Genomic DNA, 26,184 nt, shown 5'->3' with positions numbered 1-26,184 from the left:
CTCTTGGCAGTTTGCCTTGTTGATTAGATGTGATAAAGAGCTGTTTAAACTCTTTGGTATACGTAATTCCTTTAGAAGATACAGATTTCACATATGGGTTTGCGGAAAGCTGTTCTATTCCTTCTGCTGTGAACATTTTTTTACTCATCTGTATCCCCATCCCTGTCTTTTTCACGGTATAGTAAAAAAATACCCCATAGAGAGACTTTTTTGAAGTGTCTACTCTACAGGGTACAGTTTAGTTTTCGGAGCCAGCTCTTTTTATTGTCTGTTGCCGTTGTTACCAGTCTCTCACCTTCACGCTATATCAGCTATTTATCAGACAAACTTTTTCCCACTCCTTTGAGAAAATGAATGCCAAATCCCATTGCCCGGTTTACATCTGGATCATTCATCGCCTTCATGAGATCGCGCAGCCGAGTCTTTTTATTCTGCTTTAGATGTTCTTCGGCTTCATTCAGGCCCGTAGTAACGCTGCTAGCCAGTTTTTTCATCAGCACGGGGTCTACCTCAGACAGCATCCCTGCTGCTCCCATCAGATTATTGATGATGTTCGTCACAGGCTTGCGCGTCGCTTGTCCTACAGCGATTTTAGCGATGCTTTCTTTGGCTTTCAGCATAGACTGAGCCGCTTCGAGAAGACCGCTGTCGTGCAGCTCACGTACAATTTCAAGCGTCTTCTGCAATGCCGCCCCGTTGTCTGCCAGATCAGTAGTAAGCTGATCCAGCGATTTTTTTTGGCGTTCTTCTGCTGTCAAAACACGTTTTCTCACAATTGAAATAGGCTTAGCCATGGTTCGACCTCCTTATTTTTGATCCACCAAATCAACGTAACCGGGACGATTCCACTTACGGTCCACTTCAACCCCATTTTGCGGATGCCGCTTTTTGTAACGCGGATTGATACGTGGCAGCGGATTTTGACCGTCTACCTCCAAAATCTGCATTCGTACTTTAGTTTGCTTATAGGCCGGTGTGCGGGTGACCACATCGAACGCTCCACCAGTTAACAGATTGACAGCACCATCATGGCTGGTAGAGTGCATCGGCACATAAATTTCAGTTCCCTGCACCCGGTCCGTAACCAGAACACGAAGCTTGATCGCACCATAAGGGGATTCCAATCGAACCAGCGATCCGTTTTTGACTCCGCGCTCTTCAGCCAACTCAGGGGACACTTCCACAAATACTTTTGGGAGTTTGAGCTGAATGCCTGCTGATTTGGTCGTCATATTTCCTTCATGAAACTGTTCGAGCAGCCGACCGTTATTTAAGGTCAGATCGAATTCAACGGGGTACTCTTTCGGTGGTACATATTCGAAAAGTCCCAAACGTGCTTTTTTATCTGGAAAGTTAAAGCCGTTGGTGTGCAGCAGCGGTGTATTGCTACCATCCGGCGATCCCCAGTGGAAGCTGTTCCAGCCTGCCAATACGTCATAATTACATTGGGAGAAAAATGGAGTGAGCGACGCCATTTCCTCAAAAATTTCACTCGGATGACTGTAATCCCAATCAAATCCCATGTGCTTGGCAAATTGGCTGAAAATCCACCAATCCGGTTTGCTGTCTTCCACAGGGCGGAGCGCTTCATATAAACGCTGTACACGACGTTCGGTGTTCGTAAAGGTTCCGTCTTTTTCAAGCGAAGGTACGGCTGGCAAAATGACATCAGCGAATTCAGCTGTCTTGCTCAGGAATACATCCTGAACGACAAGGAAATCCAAATTCGCCAGCATTTCTTGGGTGTGGTTGGAGTCCGCATCCACCCATGCCATCTCTTCTCCAGCGATATACATAGCTTTTAGCTCACCTGTTTCAATGGCTTCCAGCATCTGAATATTGTCCAGTCCGCGTTGGCCTGGAATTTGTACACCGTAGGCCGTCTCGAACTTGGCACGAATGGCATCGTCCGTCACAGGCTGATAGCCCGGGAAAATATCTGGCATCGTACCCATATCCGCAGCCCCCTGAACATTGTTATGTCCGCGAAGCGGATAGGCGCCTGCACCCGGACGCATAAAGTTTCCAGTCACCAGCAGCAGATTGGCAATCGCAATCGAAGTGTAAGAGCCTGCGATGTTTTGCGTCACGCCCATGCCCCAGCAAATGGCAGTGCCGTCGGCTTCGTGAATCATGGTCGCTACCTGAATCAGCGTCTCTTTGGAAATGCCAGTTTCCTGTTCGGCAAATTCCAGTGTGAAACACTCCAGCAATTTCAAATATTCAGGATAGAAGTTTACATGTTCTTCAATGAATTTAGCATCATGCCAGTTTTGCTCAATGATGTATTTGGCTACAGCGGATAACCATACATAATCTGTACCTTGCTTCGGACGAATGAACAGATCTGCACGATCCGCCATTTCATGCTTGCGCAGGTCGACCGAGATCAGCTTTTGACCGTGCAGCTTATGTGCACGTTTGATACGGGTAGCCAGCACCGGATGTCCTTCTCCCGGCGCACAACCGACCAACATGACCAAACCTGCTTTGGCAATGTCTTTAATCGTACCGCTGTCCCCGCCGATGCCTCCGGTGTATTGCAGTCCCCATGACGCAGGAGACTGGCAATACCGTGAGCAGTTATCGACGTTATTCGTTTGGAAGACCTGACGAGCCAACTTCTGCATCAAATAGTTTTCTTCATTGGTGAATTTGGACGAAGAAATAAAGCCGAGTGCCTCGCCGCCATAGGTTTCTTTAATAGCTCCCATTTTGCTGGCCATCAGGCTCAGAGCTTCTTCCCAGGTTGCTTCCACAAATTCGTCACCTTGACGGATTAAAGGCGAGGTCAAACGCTGATCGCTGTTCACAAAATCCCAGCCGAATTTCCCTTTAACGCATGTAGAGATGCCGTTAACAGGTCCCTCAGAGGTAGGTTGTACCTTCAAAATTTTGCGGCCTTTGGTCCAAACCTCAAAGCTGCAACCTACACCGCAAAACGTGCAGACGGTTTTCGTTTTTTTCGTACGGGTTTCACGCATCGCTGCTTCGGCTTCGGAAATAGCAAAAATCCCGCTATAGCCCGGCTCCACTTCTTTAATTAAATCCACCATCGGATTTAATAAATCCTTATTCATGCCGCTCATGAAGCCTGCTTCTCCCAACATAGATTTCTCCATCAAGGCGTTACATGGGCAGACCGTTACACACTGACCACAGCTGACGCAGGAGGAATCGTTAATTGCGACTCCGTCATCCCATTTGACGCGAGGGCGTTCAGCTTCCCAGTCAAGAGACAGTGTTTCATTGACCTGAAGGTTTTGGCATACTTCTACGCATTGGCCGCATGCAATACATTGATTGGGGTCATAGCGGTAAAAAGGATGGGACATATCTACTTCCGTTGGGTCGACTTTCGGTCGATACGGATATTTTTGATGTTCAATTTCCATAAGCTCTGCTGTATTATGCAATTTACAATTACCGTTGTTGTTATCGCACACTGTGCAGTAGAGGAGATGATTTTCCAGCAGTCGGTCCATGGCCTCTGTTTGAGCCGCTTTCGCGCGATCCGAATGTAACTGAATATTCATTCCATTCGAAGCGAGTGTCGAGCAGGAACGCACCAGCTTTCCGTCCACTTCGACGATACAGGTGTCACAGGTGCGGATTGGATCAACTTCGGGAACGTAACACAGTTGGGGATGGGCAATGTTGTTTTCGTTAATCACTTCAAGAATCGTTGAGCTGTCTTTCGTTTTCAGTTCCTGTCCGTTTAATGTAATTTTGATCGTACTATCAATCACGGTTCAGGCTCCTTTCAGATTTTAGAATTAAAAATTAGGAATAAAAAAACTCCACCATAAACACAAGTGCTTGAACACGAGCACTTGTGTTTATGGTGGAGTAGTGACCAAGCTCTAGGTCCTGGAGGCCAATCCGCCATGTGAATATGTATTAATAACAAACAGTACGCACTGTCTGTATATCAATAACTTCTGAATAACTTAGATATGTCATTTTCTGCATGTCATCTGGTGTAACTATAGCGTAAAATTTAAGATAGTTCAACGGTACATTATTAAAATATTTAATTGATAATGATTATCGTTTGAGAAAACGAAAAATCATTGACAAACGTTCCAGGATTGCTAACAATAGGAATGTAATCTATTGTAGAGCATTCGTGAATGGAGTGTACGTGGGGATCGCGTATATTTTATTTGTCGCAGCGCTTGTTAGTTTGATTTTTCTATATCACATGATATGGGGATTCGTAAAATCCTGATGTAGATAAATTAACCGGCATTTAGCAGATTCTTCGATATTCATAAGCGAAGAAGTTGTTGTGATGCCGGTTTTTTGGTTCAGTATAGAGTTTAAAGAGGTTTATTAATGAAGACGGATTGAGGTGAACGGGATGGCGAACCGGATCGACGATCAATGGAATCGTCCGTTACGGGACTTGAGAATATCCGTCATAGACCGATGTAATTTTAGGTGCCGATATTGTATGCCGGAAGAAATATTTGGCCATGACTATCCGTTTTTGCCAAAAGAAAAAATATTGACCTTTGAGGAAATTACACGCCTTTCCCGTATTTTTGTCTCGTTGGGCGTTACGAAGCTGCGCATTACTGGCGGTGAGCCGTTGCTGAGAAAAGATTTGTCCTTGCTCATTCATTCGTTAACTCAACTCGATGGGGTTGAAGATATTGCAATGACGACGAACGGCGTATTTTTGCCTAAATATGCTGCGGCACTGCGTGAAGCAGGACTGAAGCGAGTGACGGTTAGTCTGGATTCGCTAGATGATGATCGATTCCGCCGAATGAACGGGGGAAGAAGCAGCGTAAAGGCGGTGCTGGATGGTATTGAGGCTGCGGCTCAATCGGGGATGCAGGTGAAAATAAATATGGTCGTGCAAAAGGGCTTTAACGATCAGGATATTGTGCCCATGGCCGACTATTTTCAAAAGAAAAGGCATATTTTGCGCTTTGTTGAGTTTATGGATGTAGGCAACACCAATGGCTGGAAATTAGATCAGGTCGTTTCCAAGCAGCAGATCATCGAAACCATTCACGAGCACATGCCGTTAGAGCCTGTCCCACCCCAGTATAAAGGTGAGGTGGCGACGCGCTACAGGTATCAGGACAGAGACGGGGAAATCGGCATTATTTCGTCCGTTACGGATGCCTTCTGCTCCACATGTACACGGGCGAGAATTTCTGCTGAAGGCTCCTTGTACACGTGCCTGTTTGCCTCTCAAGGGTACAAGCTTCGCGAGATGCTGCGTTCCGAACAGTCCGATGATGAGATTAGAGCTTACATTGAGCGTGTTTGGAGAGGACGTACCGACCGCTATTCAGAGGAACGGCTGAATCATACACAGCAAGCATCGTCTAAAATTGAAATGTCACACATCGGCGGGTGAACCGAAGAGCCAGCCTGTCAGAAACAAGGGAGTGGAGCACATGGAAAAGCCAGCTGAGGTAAAACGCGAGATTCTACGTTATCGTGACGGTCAGATCAAGCGTTTTGAAGACACTGTGGTGACGGAGCATCCGGTGACCATCAAAATCAATCAGCAGGAATTTGCCACCATGGTTTGTACACCGGAGTATGTGGAGGATATGGCGGTAGGTTTTTTGGCCTCTGAAGGCGTCATTCAAAGGTACGATGATATCGAAGATATTTGGGTTCAGGAAAAAGAAGGTTTTGTTCATATTAAAACCCGTCGGATGAATGAGTTTTATCAAAACTTTCATTCCAAACGGTACATTACCTCCTGCTGCGGAAAAAGTAGACAGGGCTTTTACTTTATGAATGATGCCAAAGTGGCAAAAAGAATGAATGACACCCATGTTACGGTGTCTTTTGACGACTGCTTCCGCCTGATGAATTTAATGCAAAGCTCGGCACATACGTTTCAGGATACTGGTGGCGTTCATAATGCCGCGCTGTGCGACAAAGACGGAATTATCCTGTCCAGAATGGATATCGGGCGACACAATGCGCTCGATAAAATCTATGGGCATTGCCTAAAACATGATATTGTATTACAAGACAAAATCATAGTATTCAGCGGGCGCATTTCGTCTGAAATTTTGTTGAAGGTTGCGAAGATTGGCTGTGAAGTTGTTTTGTCCAAGTCAGCTCCCACAGAGCTTGCGCTTGAATTGGCTGAGGATCTGGGGATTACTACCGTCGGCTTTATACGAAGTCGTTCTTTGAATGTGTATACGCATACTGAGCGGATTGATGAACTGGTTGAATCTAAAATATAATATAAATATCCTCAATGTACACCGTCATAGTTGACCAGCATGGAATAAAACCTTTCGAGGTATTAGTTCATGTTGGTTTTTCTTGGTGCATATGTGGTGGTCAGTCATTGTACCTGAAAAGGGGGGAACATGTTAAATGAACTATCATATTCAAGTATTTGCCGGACTTGCGGAACAGATGGGAGGGCCTATGATCACAGTGCCTACTGATCAAGAAACGATGACCGTCACCGCGTTAAAAGACTTGCTATCCGAGTGTTTTCCTGAAGCAGCAGCCCAGTTGCAGGGTTCTTTTGTTGCCAGAAATCAAGCTTACGCCGCTCCAGAGGACCTGGTGAGTATACATGACGAGATTGCGATCATTCCTCCGGTTTCAGGAGGGTAAATTCCATTAACAGGCTAGGTGAATTTGATAGAATAGGTGCAAAGGGGGGCATATGCATATGCAATACCATATTCAACTATTCGCAGGTATGGCGGAGCAACTTGGTGACGTGATCACGGTGGAACTTTCACAAGAAACGGTGACCATTGCGGACATTCGAAAAAGACTGAATGAGCTGTACCCGGAAGTGGCTTCACAACTGCCAGGTTCTTTTTTTACCCATCATAAAAAGTTGGCTTCTCCAGATGAACTTGTGCTTCCATCAGATGCAATTGCTCTTCATCAGTCAGCACCCGGGATGGAGACGGTCGTTTCAAAATGTGGCTTATTTGCCATTACGTACGACCCGATTGATGCCGATGAAGTAGCCTCCAAGGTACACGACCCTTCTCATGGAGCCTCGCTGACCTTTAATGGGACGACTCGGGAATACACGCAAGGTCAGCGAACCGTGCTGCTTGAATATGAGGCGTATGTCCCGATGGCTATGAACACGATGAAGCAAATTGGTGACGAAATTGCAGAGCGTTGGCCATCCACACGTACTGCGATTACACATCGGCTTGGCACGGTGAGGATTGGAGAGACGAGTGTCGTGATTGCTGTCTCTGCTGCACACCGCGATGCTTGCTACGAAGCCAGCCGCCATGCCATTGAACGCTTGAAGCAAATCGTACCGATTTGGAAAAAGGAAGTGTGGGAGGACGGCTCAGAGTGGAAGGGGCACCAGCTAGGTGGCTGGAACCCTCATAACACCCCATAGCTTCCGAGTTAGTCGGGGACATCTGGACTTTTATCTTGTCTAATCAACTTGTAACTATAATGGATAAGAAGTATGGGGGCGTAAATCAACGATGTCTGAAATGAAGAAGGACCAGAAAACGGATGCCGATGTAGGAGCACACACGCACGCGTCTCATGCCCGATATTCAAGACAGGAGTTATTCGGTAAAATCGGGCCAACAGGACAGCAAAATATCCGCAGCAAGCATGTGTTAATGGTAGGTGCTGGGGCACTGGGTACTGCCAATGCGGACATGCTGGTGCGAGCGGGCATTGGACGGCTGACGTTGGTAGACCGTGATTATGTAGATTGGAGCAACCTACAACGCCAGCAGCTCTATGATGAAGCGGATGCCCGTGATCAGATGCCCAAGGCGGTGGCCGCTCAGAAGCGATTGCAGCAAGTCAATTCGGACGTGGACATCTGTGCGCTAGTCCGGGACGTATCGCTGGAGGAAATCGGCGATATCGCAGCAGGGGTGGACCTCATCGTAGATGCCACCGACAACTTTGATACACGTCTGCTGATCAACGATTACGCGGTCAAGCACCAAATCCCCTGGATTTACGGGGCGTGTGTAGGCAGTTACGGGACGACCTTTACCATCGTGCCGGGACAGACACCGTGCTTGCATTGCCTGCTCGGAACCGTACCGCTCGGCGGTGCGACCTGTGATACGGTCGGTGTGATTAGCCCGGCTGTACAGATGGTGGCGGCTTACCAAAGCGCCGAAGCATTGAAGCTGCTCACAGGGGACGATTCAGCCTTACAGGGCAAGCTGATTTCCTTCGATCTGTGGAACAATCAGCACCAGGCGATCCATATAAGCGCCATGAAGAAAGCCGATTGCCCGACGTGTGGTGAGCATCCGGTGTATCCTTTTTTACAATCGGAGCATCAGGCTAAAACGGCTGTACTGTGCGGACGCGATACGGTTCAAATTCGGCCAGCTTCGGGTGCTGTACGCGATCTGAACGAAGCGGCGCGCCTGTTATCCCGTCAGGGAGGCAAAGTAGAGCATAATCCATATCTAGTATCCGTTGTTGTTGGTGCGCATCGGCTGGTTCTTTTTCAGGATGGACGCGTTCTGATTCACGGCACAAAGGATATCGCTGAGGCTAGATCTATTTATCACAAATATTTGGGTTGACCCAATAGATTAGGACCGTTATGAGATGTACATCGTTACTATATTTTCGTTACCTTATTTAGCTACCATATTTTCGTTATCTCATTTCGGAATTTATAGGACAGGGGAAGAACAAGTTGAAAAAGAAATTCGGGTACATATTCACGTTCGTTGGATTGTTGGCATGGGTACTGGCTGGCTGCTCGTCTCCGGCTGCTGTAAATACGGCACAGTCTGCACCCAAAACGGAACTGATCGTATCTGCCGCTGCGAGTCTTCAAGATAGCCTCAATACGCTCAAGGACCAGTATGAGAAACAGCACCCAGATATCAAACTTACCTTTAACTACGCTTCATCCGGTACATTGCAAAAACAAATTGAGCAAGGCGCACCCGCTGACGTATTTATTTCGGCAGGTATGAAGCAAATGAAGGCATTAACCGATGCTTCATTGGTGGAAAAGGATAACGTACTGCTTCAAAATAAACTGGTTGTGGTTGTTCCGCAAGATAAGGCGAAAAGCACAGATAACAAAAGCATTACACTCAATGATCTGATGGGTCCTTCTTTCCTGAAAGTAGCCGTTGGGGAGCCTGCTACCGTTCCCGCCGGACAGTATTCCAAAGAATCGCTGACGAAGGCCGGACTATGGGACAAGCTGGAACCCAAGATGGTATTCGCCAAGGACGTAAGACAGGTATTAAACTATGTTGAAACAGGCAACGCCGATGCAGGACTCGTCTATCTGACGGATGCCAAATCATCCGATAAAACGGTCATAGCACTGGAAGTACCCGAGGAATTGCATGCACCCATCCTGTATCCTGAAGGCATTGTAAAAGCAACCAAACACAGCCAGGAAGCAGGCGAGTTCCTTGATTTTCTGCGGACAGATGAAGCCATGAGCGTGTTCAGTAAAGATGGATTTTCAGCTCCTACAGTAATGACTGGAAAATAGAATTCACAGATAAAGGAGGGGGTCCCGTTGGATTGGTCAGCTTTTCTTCCTCCGGTTATCGTATCTGTTAAAGTCGCTGTCGTCGCCAGCATCTTTGTTTTTCTATTAGCTACTGTGGTAGCTCGGATGATGGCGAACTGCAAGCTGCGGAGGGGAACCAGCGTGATCGAGACAGTCTTACTTCTTCCGCTCGTTTTGCCTCCCACTGTTGTCGGCTTTATTTTGCTCATCTTGCTGGGAAGGAAAAGCTGGATCGGCACAGCCTTCGAAAGCCTGTTCCAGCAGACGATTGTATTTACGTGGGGAGCTGCGGTGGTGGCTGCTGTAGTTGTTGCTTTTCCATTGGCTTACCGGACGATCAAAGCAGGCTTTGAAGCCGTGGATCCCGAGGTGGAGCAGATTGCACGTGTGCAAGGTGCCAACGAATGGCAAGTGTTTCGCTACATTACAATGCCACTGACCTACCGTCCGCTCATCTCAGGATACATTCTCGGATTTGCCCGAGGGTTAGGAGAATTTGGCGCTACGTTGATGCTTGCAGGTAATATTCCTGAACAAACTCAAACCCTGCCTACTGCGATTTATACCGCATCCGAGGTCGGAAATATGACACTCTCTTGGAGCTGGGTAGCCGTCATCATTTTATTCTCTTTTATCATGTTGATGCTTTCAAATCGACTGGTAAAGGATTAGTCCGTTTGGAGTAAGAACATGCGCAGTCTGCCGATAGGGCAGGCTGTGTTTTATTAATCTTGAGAAAATAAACTCTTAGACTTCTTCATTCACTCTCCAACTCTTGGCGTTGGAGGCCCTGGAGGCTCACGGACGGTCGAGGCTGTACTCCGTTTGCAAGCGGAACAGATTCAGTTAATTTGTGGTATAATTTACAAAAATAGACAAATGGAGATGGGGAACCATGAAGAAATTCGGGAAAATTTTCCTGGGAGGTTTAGCCATGGTTTTGGGGCTTGGTCTGGCGGTCGGAAATGTGCAGCCCTCCGCCGCTTCCGCGGCCGGTACAGAATATTATGTGGCCACGAGCGGCAGCGACTCCAATGCTGGAACGAGCGACGCGCCGTGGAAGACGCTGCAGCACGCGGCCGACGTGGCTCCTGCGGGCAGCACGGTTTACGTCCGGGGCGGCGTGTACAATCAAAAACTGAAGATCACCCGCTCTGGCTCCGTTTCGCAGGGTCCCATTGTGTTCACCAACTATGGGACGGAGACCGCCATCATTGACGGCACCGGACTTTTGGTCAGCGGGAACGAAGGGCTGATCGAACTGGTCGATGTCAATTACGTTACCGTTCAGGGGTTCGTAATCCGCAATTTTACCACTGCTTCCAAGAACGCGGTGCCTGTAGGTATTTATGTCCATGGTTCGGGCAGCTTCATTAATCTGTCCAACAACAAAATCCATGACATCAAAAACACGGTCACCCCGACCGGCAAAGATCGGCTGGGCAGGGACGCTCACGGCATCGCTGTTTATGGCACGAAAGCTCCGGCTTCGATTCACGATCTTACGATCAGCGGCAATGAGCTGTACAATCTCGTGCTGGGCTCCAGCGAATCGCTCGTTTTAAACGGCAACGTGGACGGCTTTGCGGTGACCGACAACCTCATTCACGATAATGACAACATCGGGATCGATCTGATCGGCTTTGAGGGAACTGCGTCGAATACCGCTTACGATCAGGCGCGAAACGGGCTGGTGAAGGGCAACCGGGTGTACAATAATTCTGTTCAAAATAACCCATCTTACAAGAGCGATGATAACTCGGCCGGCGGCATTTATGTGGATGGAGGCAAGGACAGCATTATCGAGCAGAACTACAGCTACAACAACGACATCGGCGTCGAAATTGCCTCCGAGCATGCCGGCAAAGCCACCAGCAATATTACGGTCCGCAGCAACGTGATATATAACAACCGGCTGACTGGCATTGCCATGGGCGGTTACAATGAGGAGCGCGGCTCAACGGTAAACTGCAAGATCGTGAACAATACGCTATACAAGAACGATACGTTTGACGATGGAAGCGGCCAACTTTTGGTTCAGTACGATATGCGAAACAACGTCATCAAAAACAATATTTTCGTGGCCAGCTCCACGGATGTGCTGATCTCCAATGGATACACCAAAAATTCCGGCAATATTGTGGATTATAATTTATATTTTGCTCCGAGCGGCAGCTCGGAAGCCAACTGGATCTGGAAAAATAAAGAATATACGGGTTTCTCCGCTTATAAAAAGGGAACCAATAACGATACGCATTCTCTGTTTGCCGATCCTAAATTCGTGAATGCCGCGAACGGCGACTTCCATTTGCAGTCTTCGTCACCGGCGATCGATGCCGGGAACACGGACCGTGCCATCATTGGAACGCTGGATATTGACGGGAAGTCCAGAGTACAGGGAGCCGCTGTGAACATCGGTGCCTACGAATAAGCCTCATATTCAACGATAAAAAAAAGTGCGTACCGAAACCATGCGGTGCGCACTTTTTACAATGTTCCTCGCACAGAATCAAAAATACCGGATTTTTATATGGTTTGTGAGGGCGGCCGGATAATTATGTCGATTACACTGACATCGTCTGGTTCGTTGATAACGTATGCAATCGCTCTGGCGACATTGTACGGGGATATCGGCTGATTAACATAGTTGTTGCACACCTTTGAACCACACGGATTTGATCGACAAGGTATCCGAGATGTTGGTTGTCGGATCACCGTTTACTAGTATAAGGTCAGCGAGCGCACCTTCGGCAATACGGCCCCGATCGTTGAGCCCAAAGCAACGGGCCGGTTTCGCGGTAGCCGACTGAAGCGCTTCTATCGGAGTGAACCCTGCCGTAACCAGCAACTGCATTTCATGATGGACGCTGGCTCCATGAGCAAGGCCGCCAAGATTCGGAACAGGAACGGGGGCGACATCCGTCCCGACCAGAATATCCACACCGGCATGGTGAAGATCCATCACATTTTTAAAGCTATTCTCCATATTGCCTTGTGGGAAAGTATTGAAGCTAGAGTTCAAAATATCGATCCATTCCGGACTTAATTTCGAATAAACACGCGGATCATTCGCCAATTCTGATGCCGAATTCCCAAGAATGGATGAGTTCAATACCAAGCACGGTGTAACAAATGCGCCTGAATCCGCTATGGATTTTACCAACTCGGATGTGAATTCGGGTCTGTCCATAAACAAGTGTCCCAATCCGTCGACTCCAATATCGATGGCGGTTTGCGAAGAATGAGCCGTCAAGACGTGGGCTATGACGATTTTATCGAACTTATGAGCTTCTGCCACGGCTACTTTTAGAATCTCGTCGCTTAAAACAGGCAGTCCAGGGGCACCCATGACCGTCCCTTCTTCAATCATGATCTTAATATAGTCGGCACCATTCTCCACTTGGGTATGCACATGTTTGATCGCTTCTTCCACAGTCGTCACTTGGGGCACTTTTTCGTGATCGTGAGCGTAAGCGGCTAGCATAGCTTTCCGGTCTTCCTCCGATAACTTCTCCAATTCCTTTAATACGAACTCAGGTATTTCATCCCCATGCGGAAATAATTCATCCGGATGACCACCCGGAGCGGTGATCGCTGTGCCAGCAGAACGGACTTCAGCGACGTCATTCGCATTTTTCAACTGGATCTCGCGTCCTCTTTCCGTAAAATCGCCGTTCATTTCGAGCTCTGTCGTAACGCCGAATTTTAAAGCATCTCGTAATCCACCGATTGAAGTATGAACATGCGCATCAATCAGGCCGGGCAATAATGTCGCATTTTCTCCATCGATGATCGTTGCATGCGCCGGAAGGTCTCCGCCCACCGCAATAATAGTTTCCCCATGGATGATAACATTTCTGGACTTAATAACTTTTTCTCCATCGAAAATACGTACATTCGTAATCGCCGTAACTTTTTCTAACGTAGAGCTTTGAGTTACATTCTTCATGTCGCTTCCTCCTTAGCATTCAGTGTGAAAAAATTCGGATTTTAACTGTTAGAAAACTAACTGTCAATAAACTAATTTTTATTTGACAATCAGGTTAGAACTCTATATAGTTTTTTTACTGACAGTTAGACTTCTAACAATTCGAGGAGGTACGGTCATGAAACCCCGAAAGGATACGGCTTATCTGGATTTGTTTCAGATTATCGGCCTTAAGTTAAAGAAAAGAGCGGACGAGAGCATAAAAGAGTTGGGGTTAAATGCTCAACAAGGAAAAATAATTAGCTATATCTACGAGAATCAAGAAAAAGATTTAATTCAGAAGGATCTTGCCGATCGGTTTCATCTGCGTGGAGCCAGCATTACAAGCATGCTTCAAGGTCTTGAGCAAAAAGGGTTCATCGAGCGCAAAATCCCAGCCAATAATGAACGGCAAAAAAATATTTATGTTTTGCCAAAAGCCATTGAATTGATTGAAGCCTTTAGTGATTCCTTCCAAAAGGTGGAGGACGAAATCGTTCAAGTCCTTACCGAAGAGGAGAAGCAAATCTTAAAGGAAATGTTGATCAAAATTAATGAACGCTTATAATGGCGGATAAAATCTTCTACTACAAGCGCCCATTCAGCTAACGAGCAACATTAGTACAAATATAAACAGCGGTAGTCTAAGACTTTATTTTTCAAGTCATAGTCTGCCGCTATTATATTTAAAGGTGAGTCTAATACCCATTTTATTTTGGCTAACGATTTTCCTTCTCAAATAAAACGGTCATATTAAACACTCCAGTCTAAAACTTTATTATTCGTCTACAGTCTTTTTTATTAATACCCAAAATAGGCAACTAGAGCATGTTCCCCAAATCACTTTCGATTACTCTCTGTTTTATATGATAGGAATCGGTTATGATGGAAATAGTAACAGGGATTTTAGTAGATTTAGGAGAGCGGTGCGATATGAGAAAGGAAACGGGTTTTAACGAAATTATTCGAAAAGTACGAAAAGAGCTATTTGGAAAAGGCCCAGAACGCATACATACGACCTTTGTAGATAACATGGCCATCACGATGCTGTATGGTAATTTAACTCCATCCGAAAAGTTCCTGGCGCAAGAAGAATCCGGGAAAGAGATGGTGCATGCAGCCCGAACCAAAATGGTTCAAAAGATATATCCTACACAGTTCAATAAAGAACTGGAGGATTATATGGATTCCCGGCTGCTGCATCTCTTTTCAGATATTAAAGTGGAAGAAGATATTGCTATCTCCGTTTTTGTATTTGAGGATAATATTACTGCAAAATAAAATGAAGGTGGAACCGATATAATATCCATATTGTTGGAGAGTTCGGCTGCACCTTCGATTTAATTAACAGTGACGTATTTATGATTGGAATGAATAGAAGTCTTTTTCTGTTTATACGTGTTTTCTTCTTCGATATTGATATTGGGACCATTGGTAGAGAATAAAACATCCTATGCAAAAACCGAGTATAGCCACCAATGCTGCCACTAGGACCATGGCCGAGAAGACATAAGCGACAATACTCCACTGGAGCATAAATCCTACCAAAGCGACCAGCAGAAAAAAGACGGCAAGAAGCTGATTAAACCTTTGCTGTCCCCGGTCCTCCTGTACATACGAGGAGGGGCTTTTCTTTAAAAACAGCTTGGCCATCCGCATCACCGGGTTGAAGTTAAAAAGGACGCCGAGCAACCCCGCGATAAGAGGAATAGCTAGCGCTCCATATTCCCCTGTAATCCAAGCAAAAACTACGGACAAACAATTACCCATTGATTAGCCCTGACCAACGGACGTGGAATCGAAGGTGGAATTTGACTCATATATATCATCCTTTTCATATCGGAATAAAATAAATAGTTGAAATTATTATAGCCTAACCCATGAGGAATAGATACCTTGGAAGACGGAGGGCCCTGCAGTCCATCTGCTAAGGTCCTCTTGTCTTTTTTAATTCCTAGCGATGTATAAGCCAATTGTTACAATTCTTATACACGTCTATTGGGGAAGATAGACATTGTTTTACTCCATACGTGAATCACGGATCAGGAAAGGAACCTACATAGTTTATGAAAAAAGATGATTTTGGAAATAGAATGAAAGAATATGAAAATGCCTATAGATTAAGCCTGCCACGCCGTTTACCCCTAATCATCAGAATCGATGGTGCTCATTTTCATACCTTTACACGTGGGATGACGAAACCTTTTGATGAGAAACTAATTTTTGCATTATGGGAGACATGTAAATATCTGGCCTATAACATTATGGGATGTAAACTGGTGTATCATCAGAGCGATGAAATCTCTCTGCTTCTTACGAATTATGACAAATTAACGACGCAATCCTGGTTTGAAAATAATCTTCAAAAGATGGTGTCCATATCTGCTTCTCTGGCTACAGCCAAATTTAATGAGGAAATCCAAAAAGTTTACCCGGATAAGCCTTTAGCCACTTTTGATGCAAGAGCATGGGTTTTGCCCCACGATGAGGTTACAAACTACTTTCTATGGAGACAACAAGATGCTACTAAAAACAGCATTTCTATGGTAGCTCAAGCCCATTTCAGACATTCAGAACTAGAAGGATTGAACGGAAATCAGCTACAAGACAAGCTTTTTGTGGAAAAAGGGCTGAACTGGAACGACCTTCCGGTCTGGCAAAAGCGGGGAATTTGCATTACCAAACAACAGTATAACAAAGGTGAAGCCGTCAGAAGCAAGTGGGATGTTGATCATGAGACGCCGGTTTTTTCACAGAATAGAGATTATATTAACCAATATGTATACTTGGACAAGGAAGTGTGAGATTTGGAGTGTGTCATTTTTATAGGAATCCAGGCTTCCGGTAAGTCGACATTTTATAAAGAACATTTCTTTAAAACACATATGCGCATAAACCTTGATATGCTTAAAACACGGAATAGGGAAAATATTTACCTTCAAGCTTCCATCGAAACAATGCAGCGCTTTGTAGTGGACAATACAAATCCCACAGTCGTGGAGCGGAAGAAATATATAGATGCTTGTAAAAATAAGGGGTTTAAAATTATTGGCTACTATTTTGAACCCGATTTTGCAGAATCTATTAAGCGTAATGAGGAGCGAACAGGCAAAGAGCATATTCCTGAGATCGGTATTAAAAGTGTAATGAGTAAACTGGAAATTCCAAGCTACGAAGAAGGGTTTGATGAACTTTACAGCGTAATTTCCAGTGAAGGAACGTTTCGGATCGAAAAGCTGCCGGAGAACCATACAATTTAGGAGGAGCAATCTATGAACATACCAGAGACATTTATCAAACGTTTTCCAGCATATGAGGACGTATTTGCTGGTGATCTTGAACATTATCGGAAGCACTTTTTGCCGATTTGCTCAATTAATCTTCAATTCTTATTCCCGGAGCAGGACGAGTGGCTTCATTTTGTTTCCGTCAAGGAAATACATGAGGGCAGTGTAGGTGAAAATACCAAGCCATTTCACACCTCATTTACGAAAGAAGATATGTTAGGATTTGATGTAATTGACGGCAAATACAAATTCGAAGCGGACTGGAATTATTTTAGCCTTCATCAGAAAGAGCAATTGGAAGCTACCTATGAAACGCTCAAATCGGCTGGAGATAAAGCTTACCTACGAATGAAAAGAGAAGTCATGTCACTGGGTGAACTGGAACATGCGTACATAGCTAATGAACAAGACTATCAAGCTCGCAAAGCGTTCTTCTTGAAAAACAATAAAATCTATCCATATTCTTCTTTTGGGGATGCAAAAGAGTCCGTAGAGGAACTCACCCGCGATTTTGAGGAAAAGCAATCCAGCGGTTGGGGACTGAGCTTTCCCGAAGTCAATGGTATTTTGGATGATATTGCATTTCAGTCTGACGAGGCCCAAAGCTATATAGAGGAATATGATGAATCTTTGGAAGAAATGCTCCAGTTCGAGCACACCAATCTGCTTCATGTGCCTAAACGTCCCAATGGTGAGACTTTTACCTATATCGGTTCCATTACCGGATATTATTTTCAAGCGTGTGGGGCGGATACCGTCTATTTATTTTACGACCAAGAATTAAGTAAAGCGGTAATTTGCTTCGAATATTCATAAGTGGGGATTTTCAAAAAATCTAATAAGCGACTTCCAATGAACAAGATATAGATCGAAATGGTTTAGTTCGTCTATATCTTGCACTTTGGAGCAACTGGAATCGAATTTTGCAAAATCCTGAAGTAAATCAAAAAACTCCCATAAAGAGAGCTTTTTATTTATTTCTTATTCATCTCCACATCATGCTCTTTGGCAAGTGTTTTGACTTGTTCTTCAAAATCTCTGAATAGCTTTCTACCCTCGCTGAGCTTGGCGTTACTTTCATTGACTAAGTTCAGATCCTGTTTATCCAGCGCATCTACCAACTTAATGAAGGCTTCATTTTGGGTATTAACGGCCTTGATGTAGATTTCGTGAACGGCTCTTACCTCAGGAGTTTCCGTCTTTACAGCTTCTACTTTATCGACAAATTTGGTGTATTCCGGGATGATTTCATCATTTAAAGTATTATATAGTGTTAGATCATCTGTGTAATTATCTCCGGTCGCGGCTTCATACTTTTCAGTTACTGCCTTTTCATCTTGTCCCAAGGGAAGCATTCCCTCATTCACATACGTAATTAAATCTTTTTTTACCGGATCGGTGGAGCAGGCTGCCAAAATGGAAAAGCAACATAATACCAACATAAATACGCTAAGTTTTTTCATCTGTATTCCCCTTTTTATGTATGTTATGGGTAATTCGATGTGATTTATAGTCAAAAAGAACTATCCATATAATTCTATTATATCGTGTTAATCAGAGAATGGAAGGGATATTGTGGTAAAATAGTGTCAGAAATAAGCTTATTGACCTATATCTACAACATACTTGTTTTGGGAACAGGAGTTTATCGCGATGCAGATTCAACATCAACTGACTGAATATATTCGGGCTGTACGGCGTGCAATGATTTGGACAGAGGAGCTGGAGCAATGCTTTGAAGGGAAGCAGATCACGTATGAACAGTTTGCCGGGGCGGTATTAGCGCTGGAAGAGTCGGGGGTACTCCATGCGGTTAAGTCAGCAGGTCGACGGGCGAAGCTACCTTCTCTCGCCTTGCGCTACCGAGTCAACAAGCCGTTGATGAAATCAGCACTTCAACAACGTTTACATCAATATCGACTGGAGCTTCATCCTTTGATTTCATTAGATCGGTATTTTGCACAGGATGAAGCTATGTTGGAGCAGGATTTGCCGTATTTACAACGGATTCATCGTTATTTGCAGGAGCATGGTCTTCCCTTGGAAGCTGCCACGGCTTCGGAAAGAAGCTTTGCACTGGTTGGTGACGAGAAGTGGATAACCGAGAAAAAGGGTCGGGCGCTGCTTGAGCGAATTGGCCTATGGGACAAGCTGCGGATTGACTCTGGCTACGATCCGGTCATGTTCGCAGTTCATCCAAAGCGTTTATCCAAGGATACGCATAACGATCCGTGTCTGCACTTGATTGTCGAAAACCGAACCACTTTTCAGGCTTTGCTGCCGTATTTATCCGAAAGCCGATTTTGCACGCTGATTTATGGATGCGGCAATAAAATTGTCGGTAATTTTGGCATGTTTCCTGAGCAATATCCTGTACGTGACAGGACTCATCGGTTTTACTATTTTGGTGATCTGGATCTTAAGGGAATACAAATATGGTACGATTTGGCGAAGCGATATTCTGAACAGATCATCCCGGCAGAACCGTTTTATAGCGCTTGTCTGGACAGAGAAGCCGCCCCGGGTAAAACCAATCAGCGTGCAGATGATCAGGCTTTACGCTCATTTGTAGCTTTTTTATCAGAAAGGGATGGAAAACGACTGAAACAGAGCCTGGCTGGTGGTTGTTATTATCCGCAGGAGGCCTTGTCAGCGCAGCAGTTGCGGGAGATTTGGAGGAGTGTGGCATGGAAATGAATGAATCGTTTGATACGGGTCAGATCGTAGCGGGTTTTCACGAGCGTATGAGCAAGGTGGCTTTGTTCGATGCACTTTTTGAACTCCAGCGTAAAAGGGAACCGGATGTAGATGGTGTGAGCATCAATATGATGGAGCTGGGACTGCTGTCTCTATTATATTTTTTTGAACAAAAGCTGATGCGCAACCCGCGTGCAGGCGTGAAGGAGCTGGCCGCTTTTTTACAGGAGGCGACCGCAGATCGGTTTCATCTTCCTATGGAAGGTTTTATAGCGCTTGCACGTACCATTATTCAGGTCTTTCGCCCGGCGACAGGAAAAAAACGTTCCTTTTCCTTTTATAACTGGGAAACTCGGAAAGAGGATCACGTGTTTACGTCTATTTTGAAAGCGAGCGCCTTTGATACGAAAACGAATACGCAGTATTATGCGCTGGACGAGGATGGTCTGGAGCTGGTTTTTGCGACTAAGGAATTCTATCTGGAATTTCAGCTTTCGATCCATCAGCTTGTCCTGCGCAAGCAGCTGGAGAAGGGAGAATTTCAGGGCGCTTTACGCCAAATTAACGAGATGCGGGTCGATGTGGAATCCTTGCAGGAGCGCATGACCAAGCTGGCGCATGAGATTAAGCGGAGCATTGTTTCGGAGGAAACGCTTAAAAAATACAGCGGGCTACTGGACGATATTTATTCCCGACTACAACGTGAGCATGAGGAGTTTGAGGAGCTACGCGATTTTGTCAAGGAGACGAAGGATCGGATTTATTCGGATACATTGCAACAGAGGCAGCAACAGGCGTATGAGTACATTTTGCGTATTTCCGGGGAATTGGAAAAGGTACACGGTGAGCATACGATGCTGCTTCAACGAAGTATGGAGCTGAAGACAGGCGCATTGCAGGCGGCGAAGGAATCACTCTACTACACGGGAATGGATTCTTTTAATCTCGATCAGGATGTGGCTAGTCTTATTTTTGGTTCCCCCTTGCCTTTAGATGCGCTTAGGGGTGTGCTTTCACCGTTTATAGGGCTGGAGCAGACCATGAGCTGGTCGCCCTTAACGGTATTCGCCGAGCAAAACATTGCGGGAGATGGAGAAGAAGGTAACCGTGAGGAAGCTTTTTTGGAAACGGGTGACCCACATGCGCTGGATGAATTTGTTCAACAAAGGGGCAAACGGTTCGCCGAGCTGATGCAGGATGTACTGGACGTATGGGGGCATCAGCCTCTTGTTCGTCTGTCGGATGTAGTTGAGGAATATAAGCGGCATCATGTAAAATCACAGCGGTTGGAGCAGCGCGTGTTCTACGATTTTTGGCTTATTTTACATCAGCGTAGCCCACTTCGCTCTCATGCCTCACAGATGGATGGAGAAACACCGTTGACTGGAATGGAGGAGGCGCTTGTGCTACTGGGCAACCGCACGCTTATCGTTATAGAGGAAGCACCTATTTTACAGATTAATGATCGTTATGCGATTCAGGAAATGAAGCTGCTATGGGGAGATTCGATATAATGCGTTACGATAATGAGACAGTGCTAAAGGCGTTCCGGCTGTATGCTGAACTGGCTCAGCGCGGTGTGGTGGAACGGGAAGGATTGCAGCTATATTTGGCCGATGATGAGGTACGAGGGCTTATCGATCAGTTTGCAAGAGAAGTGGATTGCCTGGCGATGACGGCGGGGGATCAATTACTACTGATCCCGCTGGTGCGGTTGTCTCCTTTTCATGTATCTAATGAGTATTTGAAAAAAACGTATTTACATACCAAGGCGGTTAATGCGGACTTGTATTTGCTGTATGTAGCGGTCATTGTTTTTGTCGGCGCTTTTTATGACAGTTATCAAAGTGTGGAGCCGACGCGGGATTTTTTGCCTATGGATGAATGGCTGGGGCTGGTACAGGAGCGCATAGAGGGACTCAAGGAGCATGATCCAGAGCAATTGAGGAAGTATGAAAAGGAGTTTTCTTATAATTGGTCGGCCATTATGGAGAAATGGGATGCGATGGACGACATTAAGGAAACGGCGAAAAAGCAAAGCGGCAATACGATCAGCAGGTTCAGCTTTATGAATACGGTTCGTCGGTTTCTGCTGGATCAGCAGCTTGCGGATGAGATCGGGGAGGACGAGCTGGTATTGACGGAAAGAGCGAAAATCGTCGTGCAGCGGTATTTTATGGAGTTGCAGCATAACCGCGGTATTCTCCAGTTTTTGTATCAATTTGAGGAAGATCGAAAAAACGCCGAAAAGACCAAGGAGGAGTAGCGAATGCCGACGATTTCCAAAATCCGGTTCACGCATGTTATCTATGAGAATGGAAATAAACGCTACAACAATGAGACATTTGAATTTCATGGTCACAATGGAGGGATTGTACTGGAAAATGGGGGTGGGAAAACGGTCTTTATCCAGATGGCGCTTCAGGCAGTGCTTCCTCATACGGATTTGGCAGGACGCAAGCTGAAGGATACGCTACAGCTGGAAAACGGTCCAGCGCATATTGCGGTGGAATGGATTCTGAATGATAAGCCGCGACGCAGATATGCCGTAACCTGCATTAGCCTGTTTCAGTCTGGAAATGGGATTGATTCGTTTCGCTATGTGTATGAGTACGGGGAGCACGATGAGCATGGTCTGGATCAGATTCCTTTTGTTCGCTCACATCTGGATAAACTGCGCCCGGCAGATAAAGGGGAGATGCAGGATTATTATGCTTCTATGGAGCAGCGCTTTCCACTACAGGCGCAAACGTTCTCTACGATTACGAAATATAAAGAATATCTGGAAAATCAGTTTCAAATTATTATTGGTGAGTGGGAAGCGATCGTCCAGATTAATGATACGGAGGGTGGCATTGAAAAATTTTTTGATGAATGCAAAACGACGACTCAGTTATTCGATCGCTTGCTGATTCCAAGGGTCGAGCGATCCATCGAAGGCTATGAGCAGAATGTATTCGTTAAAATGTTCGAGACGCATCGCGAAGGCTTTAAAAGATATAAGGAGCTAAAGGAACAGATTGAGGAAAACAAACGGATTTTGCAGGAGCTGGGTCAGTACGTAAAACGATGTGAACGATGGGATGATGTCCAGCAGGGCTATGAGGGAAGTCGTGCGGAAGCCAAGGCTTATTGGCTGTTGTCATTGGAGCAAGGTGCAGAGCTTGCATTGGAGAAAAATAACCTACTTTCACAAGAAGAGGCATGGCGCAATCGCAGGAATGTGCAAATGAAGAAAGGCAAGTCGCTTGAAATTTTTCGGCGTCAACAGGAAATAGGAGCTTGGGAAACCCGTTCACAGCTGATAGGTGAGGATTTGGAACGAGCGGAAGATCAGTTGCGTGCAGCGGAAAAACAATTTTATTCACTGCAATACGCAGAGAGTCGGGAAAAGCAACAGCAGGTTTTGGCCAGAATCAAACAGTTGGAGGAGCAATTAGGCAGGCTCTCTTATTCCGAGGATGAGCAGGGACTTCAGGAGCGTTGGGAGCGGAACGGGGCACAGCTGAAACATGCATTTGCTGTAAAAGAGCAGACGTTGGTGCAGCGTCAGACGGAGAAGGAGCAGCTTCTGCAAGAACTGTCCAAGCTTATAGAAGCCATGGATGCGAAGCGGCGGGAACTGGAGCGCGAGTTAGCGGACAGGGAGAAGCTGCTTTTGCGGAATGAAGAAAATCAGCGCGGCAAACGGGAGCAGATGGCACACATTGCCCGTTCTATTTTGGCAAATCCGCATTTGGAAAAGGTAGAACTGCAAATTCCCATCTGGACCGAGGAAGAGCAGCGCTTGGAGCGGGAACGGATTGGATTGCTGCAGGAGCTGAAACGGCTGAATGAGGAACGCGAGGAGATGCAGCACAGGCGCAGGGAAGCTGGCGAGGAGCGGGCAGAAACGGAGCGTGAGTTGGCCCGATTGCAAGAACAGGAGAAGCGCTGGCATAACGAACACGAGGAGATAAAGCTCGAACTGGTCAAGCTGCGTCCATCCTGGGAACGGCTAGGCTCCCTGCATGAGAAGCAGGCTTCGGTCATGAAGCAGATCGAGGAAGTGCTGGAGCGCTTGCGTCAGCAGAAGCAAAAGCTGCTGCTCAAGGAGCGACTGGCTTATCGTTTTGTGGATGATCACGGTGATCAAGTACAGTTTTTTGCAGATGTGGAAGTAGGCAAGTTTTGCGAACAATGGAGTCACCAGTTTTCGCTATTGCAGTCGGGTATGGAGTATGTGCAAAGTGTGGACGCCGGAACTGTAAGCCAGGAACACACTGCTGATCGACTGTGGGCGGTTACGCTGATTACGACAGAACATGAAAAAGCAGCATTATGGCAAAAGCTTCAACAGGCGAGTGGCAGCTTTGCTTTTCCGATTCGTGTGTTAAGTGCTCAGGAGGCAGCGCACACCCTGCAAGGACAACGGCAAGCAGAGGGCTCCGGCGACTTGTGGGTTGTGCCGGGACACTGGCTGGGCAATGAGCGACCTGAGCAGTTTGCACTGTGGAAAGCAGAATTGACGCAACAGGCTAACCTCGTAAAAAGCGAACGGGAACAGGTAGAATCGGACATTGTCAGTTGGCAGTCTATGCAGCAGAGGTTCACTGTTTTCGTGGATAAGTACCCGTTAGTCGTGCAGCAGGAGCTGGAACAAAAACGACTGGGAGCACAAGCCAGGCTATCCGAGCGTACTCGGGAGCTGGAACGGCTGGAGCATGACTTGCAGGTGAACCGGAAAAGGGAGGATTCGCGGCGAAAAGTAGAGTCCGAGATGAGTATGCGTATGGTACAACTGGGCTTGTGGTTACGGGAGGGTCAGTTGTACATGCGTCTGCATGGAGAAGTAGACAAGCTGGAGCAGGAGCATATTCCGGTGCGACAACAGCTTGAATTGTTGCGCCGCCAACTGGAGCGAGAGACTATTCGCAGTAAGCAAAAGCAGGCGGAGTGTGTTCGTTTGACCGAGGATGTGCGGGATGTTCGGATGCAGGCGCAGTTGTTGCGTCAGGACGAGCCATATGCTGAGGTACAATCTTTTGCGGCTCTGCCATCCGCTGGAACGATTGAGGAATTAAAGGAAACACGCAAGGGTCTTGATTGGGAGAGACAGCGTATTTTTCAGGCACGTACGCAGTTGGAGACGAATCTTTCCCGTGAGAAGGAGAGTGAAAGGGACTGTACCGGGACGATGAAAAGTTTGCTGATCCAGCATCCAGAACTGGACGCTGATTTGCTCCTTCCTTTGGAGATAGAGGTACGTAAACAAAATGCCTGGACAGACATTGTGGATGGCCGTGAGCAAGTAAACAGGGTGAAGCAGGAGCAGATGGCCATAGAAAAGGAACTGCAATCCCGCACGAGTGAAATTGCTACCTTGTCGCGGCAGTTTGTGGATCAATTTCCGGGCGAGGAGCCGGAGAGGTTTCAGGAATCACAGCGTAATGTGGAGGCGCGTTTGGAGGAAGAGGAGACGGCACTACAGCTTGAGAGCAAGCAGTTACAGCAACGGCAGCAACAATTACATGTGCAGCAGCAAGAATTGGACCAGGCGCTTGACTTGTGGAACAAGCATTTGCTCGTTCATGCGTTGGAGGATGTGAGGTTGTTTGCTGCTGTTCTGGGAACGGATCAGCAAACGGAGTTTGGCTACAAACGCCGACATTATACGGAACAATGTATTCACCGATTAAGTGAGCAATACGAACGGTTAACAGTCGAGCAGAAGCAGGTTATGGCGGCCCGGAACCAATTCAAGGATTTTTGCGCTAAAGAGGTCAAGGATGTCAAGTTGCGCCAAATGACGATTCAAGGTATTGAGACGAAGGAACGGTATCAGGAAATTCGAGACTTTCAAAGCTCTATGGAGCAGCGGATTCAAATGGTTATCCATCTGGGGGAGCAAACGCTTCAAACGCTGGATCAGGACTTACAGGAGTACATCCAGCGAATCCATACCCATTTGAAGCTTATTATGCAGGAACTCAAGGAAATTCCAAAGAAAACCCGTGTGAAAACAGAGGATGGCTGGAAAGAGATATACAGTTTCATCATTCCGGGCTGGGAGGAACAAGAGGGCAAGGAGCGGCTTCGTAAGCATATGGAGTGGATTATTACCAAGCTGGATCAATATGCGGCCCGTCCAGAGCTCGGAAGTTGGCAGGAGCAACAGGCCACCATTCGCAAGGAGCTGGACAAATGGCTGGACTCCCGGCAGTTGCTGCAAATTATTTTGGCAGGTGAAGGGATGAAAGTTAGCTGCCATAAAGTGACCAACGATCAGCAGGTTACACGGGCTGCGTACTCGTGGGAACAATCGAACCGCTGGTCCGGTGGGGAAAAATGGAGCAAAAATATGACATTGTTCCTGGGATTGCTCAATTATGTGGCAGAGCGAAAACAGTATATTCAATCCAAAATGAAACGGCATCGTACCGTTATTCTGGATAATCCATTCGGTAAAGCTTCCAGCGATCACGTGCTGAGCCCTGTATTCTTTATCGCAGAGCAACTGGGCTTCCAAATGATTGCACTGACTGCGCATATGGAAGGGAAGTTTTTGCAGGACTATTTTCCAATCGTCTATAGCTGCCGCTTAAGACATGCAGCGGATTCCTCCAAGCAGATCGTACATGCATCCCAACAAATCCAGGCCGCCTATTTCCGTGATAACGACCCGGATACGCTGGAGCGAATGGGTGCCAGGGTGAGCCAGATCGAACTGTTTTAGACGCTGGAAC

The 26,184-nt window shown here is 46.4% G+C and carries 22 protein-coding genes and 1 pseudogene; 17 read left to right on the top strand and 6 right to left on the bottom strand.

The window, feature by feature from the left end; all coding sequences use genetic code 11:
• From AC6EJC_RS18910 to fdhF, 3 genes are all read right to left on the bottom strand, one after another.
• Nucleotides 1-160 (bottom strand): HTH domain-containing protein (locus tag AC6EJC_RS18910; protein ID WP_444955291.1); only part of this gene is annotated, 160 nt, incomplete at its 3' end.
• 151 nt (nt 161-311) lie between these two features.
• Nucleotides 312-794 carry a helical membrane plugin domain-containing protein gene (locus AC6EJC_RS18905; RefSeq protein WP_444955283.1) on the bottom strand — a complete coding sequence of 161 codons (483 nt, stop codon included), beginning with the start codon at nt 792-794 and terminating at the stop codon, nt 312-314.
• A 12-nt stretch (nt 795-806) separates the two neighbouring features.
• Nucleotides 807-3,749: a formate dehydrogenase subunit alpha gene (gene fdhF, locus AC6EJC_RS18900; protein ID WP_444955282.1), complete on the bottom strand. Its 2,943-nt coding sequence runs from the start codon at nt 3,747-3,749 to the stop codon at nt 807-809.
• A gap of 614 nt (nt 3,750-4,363) precedes the next feature.
• Here fdhF and moaA point away from each other — a divergent pair.
• The 8 genes from moaA (at nt 4,364) to AC6EJC_RS18860 (ending at nt 11,939) form a co-directional block, all read left to right on the top strand.
• The gene (gene moaA, locus AC6EJC_RS18895) at nt 4,364-5,377 is read left to right on the top strand and encodes a GTP 3',8-cyclase MoaA (protein WP_444955281.1); all 1,014 of its coding nucleotides are present in this window, start codon (nt 4,364-4,366) and stop codon (nt 5,375-5,377) included.
• Between the two features lie 40 nt (nt 5,378-5,417).
• Nucleotides 5,418-6,230 (top strand): formate dehydrogenase accessory sulfurtransferase FdhD, encoded by an 813-nt coding sequence (fdhD, locus tag AC6EJC_RS18890; RefSeq protein ID WP_444955280.1) that lies wholly within the window; start codon nt 5,418-5,420, stop codon nt 6,228-6,230.
• A gap of 136 nt (nt 6,231-6,366) precedes the next feature.
• A complete protein-coding gene (locus AC6EJC_RS18885; RefSeq protein WP_444955279.1) occupies nt 6,367-6,615 on the top strand; it encodes a MoaD/ThiS family protein in 249 nt (82 codons plus the stop codon).
• Nucleotides 6,616-6,673: 58 nt separating this feature from the next.
• Nucleotides 6,674-7,378, top strand: coding sequence for a molybdenum cofactor biosynthesis protein (locus AC6EJC_RS18880; RefSeq protein ID WP_444955278.1), 705 nt, complete (start codon nt 6,674-6,676; stop codon nt 7,376-7,378).
• Between the two features lie 91 nt (nt 7,379-7,469).
• A complete protein-coding gene (locus AC6EJC_RS18875; protein WP_444955277.1) occupies nt 7,470-8,549 on the top strand; it encodes a thiazole biosynthesis adenylyltransferase ThiF in 1,080 nt (359 codons plus the stop codon).
• A gap of 116 nt (nt 8,550-8,665) precedes the next feature.
• Nucleotides 8,666-9,487 (top strand): molybdate ABC transporter substrate-binding protein, encoded by an 822-nt coding sequence (gene modA, locus AC6EJC_RS18870; protein ID WP_444955276.1) that lies wholly within the window; start codon nt 8,666-8,668, stop codon nt 9,485-9,487.
• A 27-nt stretch (nt 9,488-9,514) separates the two neighbouring features.
• The gene (gene modB / locus AC6EJC_RS18865) at nt 9,515-10,180 is read left to right on the top strand and encodes a molybdate ABC transporter permease subunit (protein WP_444955275.1); all 666 of its coding nucleotides are present in this window, start codon (nt 9,515-9,517) and stop codon (nt 10,178-10,180) included.
• Nucleotides 10,181-10,403: 223 nt separating this feature from the next.
• Nucleotides 10,404-11,939: a right-handed parallel beta-helix repeat-containing protein gene (locus AC6EJC_RS18860; RefSeq protein ID WP_444955274.1), complete on the top strand. Its 1,536-nt coding sequence runs from the start codon at nt 10,404-10,406 to the stop codon at nt 11,937-11,939.
• A gap of 207 nt (nt 11,940-12,146) precedes the next feature.
• Here the strand turns inward: AC6EJC_RS18860 and AC6EJC_RS18855 are convergent, their stop codons facing one another.
• Nucleotides 12,147-13,457: an amidohydrolase family protein gene (locus AC6EJC_RS18855; protein ID WP_444955273.1), complete on the bottom strand. Its 1,311-nt coding sequence runs from the start codon at nt 13,455-13,457 to the stop codon at nt 12,147-12,149.
• A 157-nt stretch (nt 13,458-13,614) separates the two neighbouring features.
• On the opposite strand from AC6EJC_RS18855, the gene AC6EJC_RS18850 reads away from it, so the two are divergent.
• Both AC6EJC_RS18850 and AC6EJC_RS18845 read left to right on the top strand, forming a co-directional pair.
• Complete coding sequence (locus AC6EJC_RS18850) at nt 13,615-14,043, top strand: MarR family winged helix-turn-helix transcriptional regulator (RefSeq protein WP_444955272.1); 429 nt, start codon at nt 13,615-13,617, stop codon at nt 14,041-14,043.
• Nucleotides 14,044-14,408: 365 nt separating this feature from the next.
• A complete protein-coding gene (locus tag AC6EJC_RS18845) occupies nt 14,409-14,756 on the top strand; it encodes a Na-translocating system protein MpsC family protein (RefSeq protein WP_444955271.1) in 348 nt (115 codons plus the stop codon).
• A 111-nt stretch (nt 14,757-14,867) separates the two neighbouring features.
• Here AC6EJC_RS18845 and AC6EJC_RS18840 read toward each other — a convergent pair.
• Nucleotides 14,868-15,295 (bottom strand): annotated as a pseudogene (locus tag AC6EJC_RS18840) (DUF4395 domain-containing protein).
• 246 nt (nt 15,296-15,541) lie between these two features.
• Here AC6EJC_RS18840 and AC6EJC_RS18835 point away from each other — a divergent pair.
• Genes AC6EJC_RS18835 through AC6EJC_RS18825 form a run of 3 tightly spaced genes read left to right on the top strand, consistent with a single transcriptional unit; the run spans nt 15,542 to nt 17,578 of the window.
• The gene (locus tag AC6EJC_RS18835) at nt 15,542-16,279 is read left to right on the top strand and encodes a tRNA(His) guanylyltransferase Thg1 family protein (protein WP_444955270.1); all 738 of its coding nucleotides are present in this window, start codon (nt 15,542-15,544) and stop codon (nt 16,277-16,279) included.
• A gap of 3 nt (nt 16,280-16,282) precedes the next feature.
• The gene (locus AC6EJC_RS18830) at nt 16,283-16,735 is read left to right on the top strand and encodes an AAA family ATPase (RefSeq protein WP_444955269.1); all 453 of its coding nucleotides are present in this window, start codon (nt 16,283-16,285) and stop codon (nt 16,733-16,735) included.
• A 12-nt stretch (nt 16,736-16,747) separates the two neighbouring features.
• Nucleotides 16,748-17,578 carry a siderophore biosynthesis protein gene (locus tag AC6EJC_RS18825; RefSeq protein WP_444955268.1) on the top strand — a complete coding sequence of 277 codons (831 nt, stop codon included), beginning with the start codon at nt 16,748-16,750 and terminating at the stop codon, nt 17,576-17,578.
• A gap of 158 nt (nt 17,579-17,736) precedes the next feature.
• Here AC6EJC_RS18825 and AC6EJC_RS18820 read toward each other — a convergent pair whose 3' ends face one another.
• The gene (locus tag AC6EJC_RS18820; RefSeq protein ID WP_444955267.1) at nt 17,737-18,225 is read right to left on the bottom strand and encodes a hypothetical protein; all 489 of its coding nucleotides are present in this window, start codon (nt 18,223-18,225) and stop codon (nt 17,737-17,739) included.
• A gap of 190 nt (nt 18,226-18,415) precedes the next feature.
• On the opposite strand from AC6EJC_RS18820, the gene AC6EJC_RS18815 reads away from it, so the two are divergent.
• The 4 genes from AC6EJC_RS18815 to AC6EJC_RS18800 are packed head-to-tail and all read left to right on the top strand — an operon-like array spanning nt 18,416 to nt 26,174.
• A complete protein-coding gene (locus tag AC6EJC_RS18815) occupies nt 18,416-19,459 on the top strand; it encodes a Wadjet anti-phage system protein JetD domain-containing protein (RefSeq protein ID WP_444955266.1) in 1,044 nt (347 codons plus the stop codon).
• Nucleotides 19,450-20,973, top strand: coding sequence for a replicative DNA helicase (locus AC6EJC_RS18810; protein WP_444955265.1), 1,524 nt, complete (start codon nt 19,450-19,452; stop codon nt 20,971-20,973). Before AC6EJC_RS18815 ends, AC6EJC_RS18810 begins: the two co-directional genes overlap by 10 nt.
• Nucleotides 20,973-21,725, top strand: a complete 753-nt coding sequence (locus AC6EJC_RS18805) for a DUF6063 family protein (protein ID WP_444955264.1) — start codon at nt 20,973-20,975, stop codon at nt 21,723-21,725. The genes AC6EJC_RS18810 and AC6EJC_RS18805 overlap by 1 nt, the downstream gene beginning before the upstream one ends.
• A gap of 3 nt (nt 21,726-21,728) precedes the next feature.
• Nucleotides 21,729-26,174, top strand: coding sequence for a chromosome segregation ATPase (locus AC6EJC_RS18800; RefSeq protein ID WP_444955263.1), 4,446 nt, complete (start codon nt 21,729-21,731; stop codon nt 26,172-26,174).
• Nucleotides 26,175-26,184 lie beyond the last annotated feature (10 nt).

The organism is Paenibacillus sp. TY11 (assembly GCF_059772165.1).
This window is presented reverse-complemented; position numbering and strand designations above follow the sequence as displayed.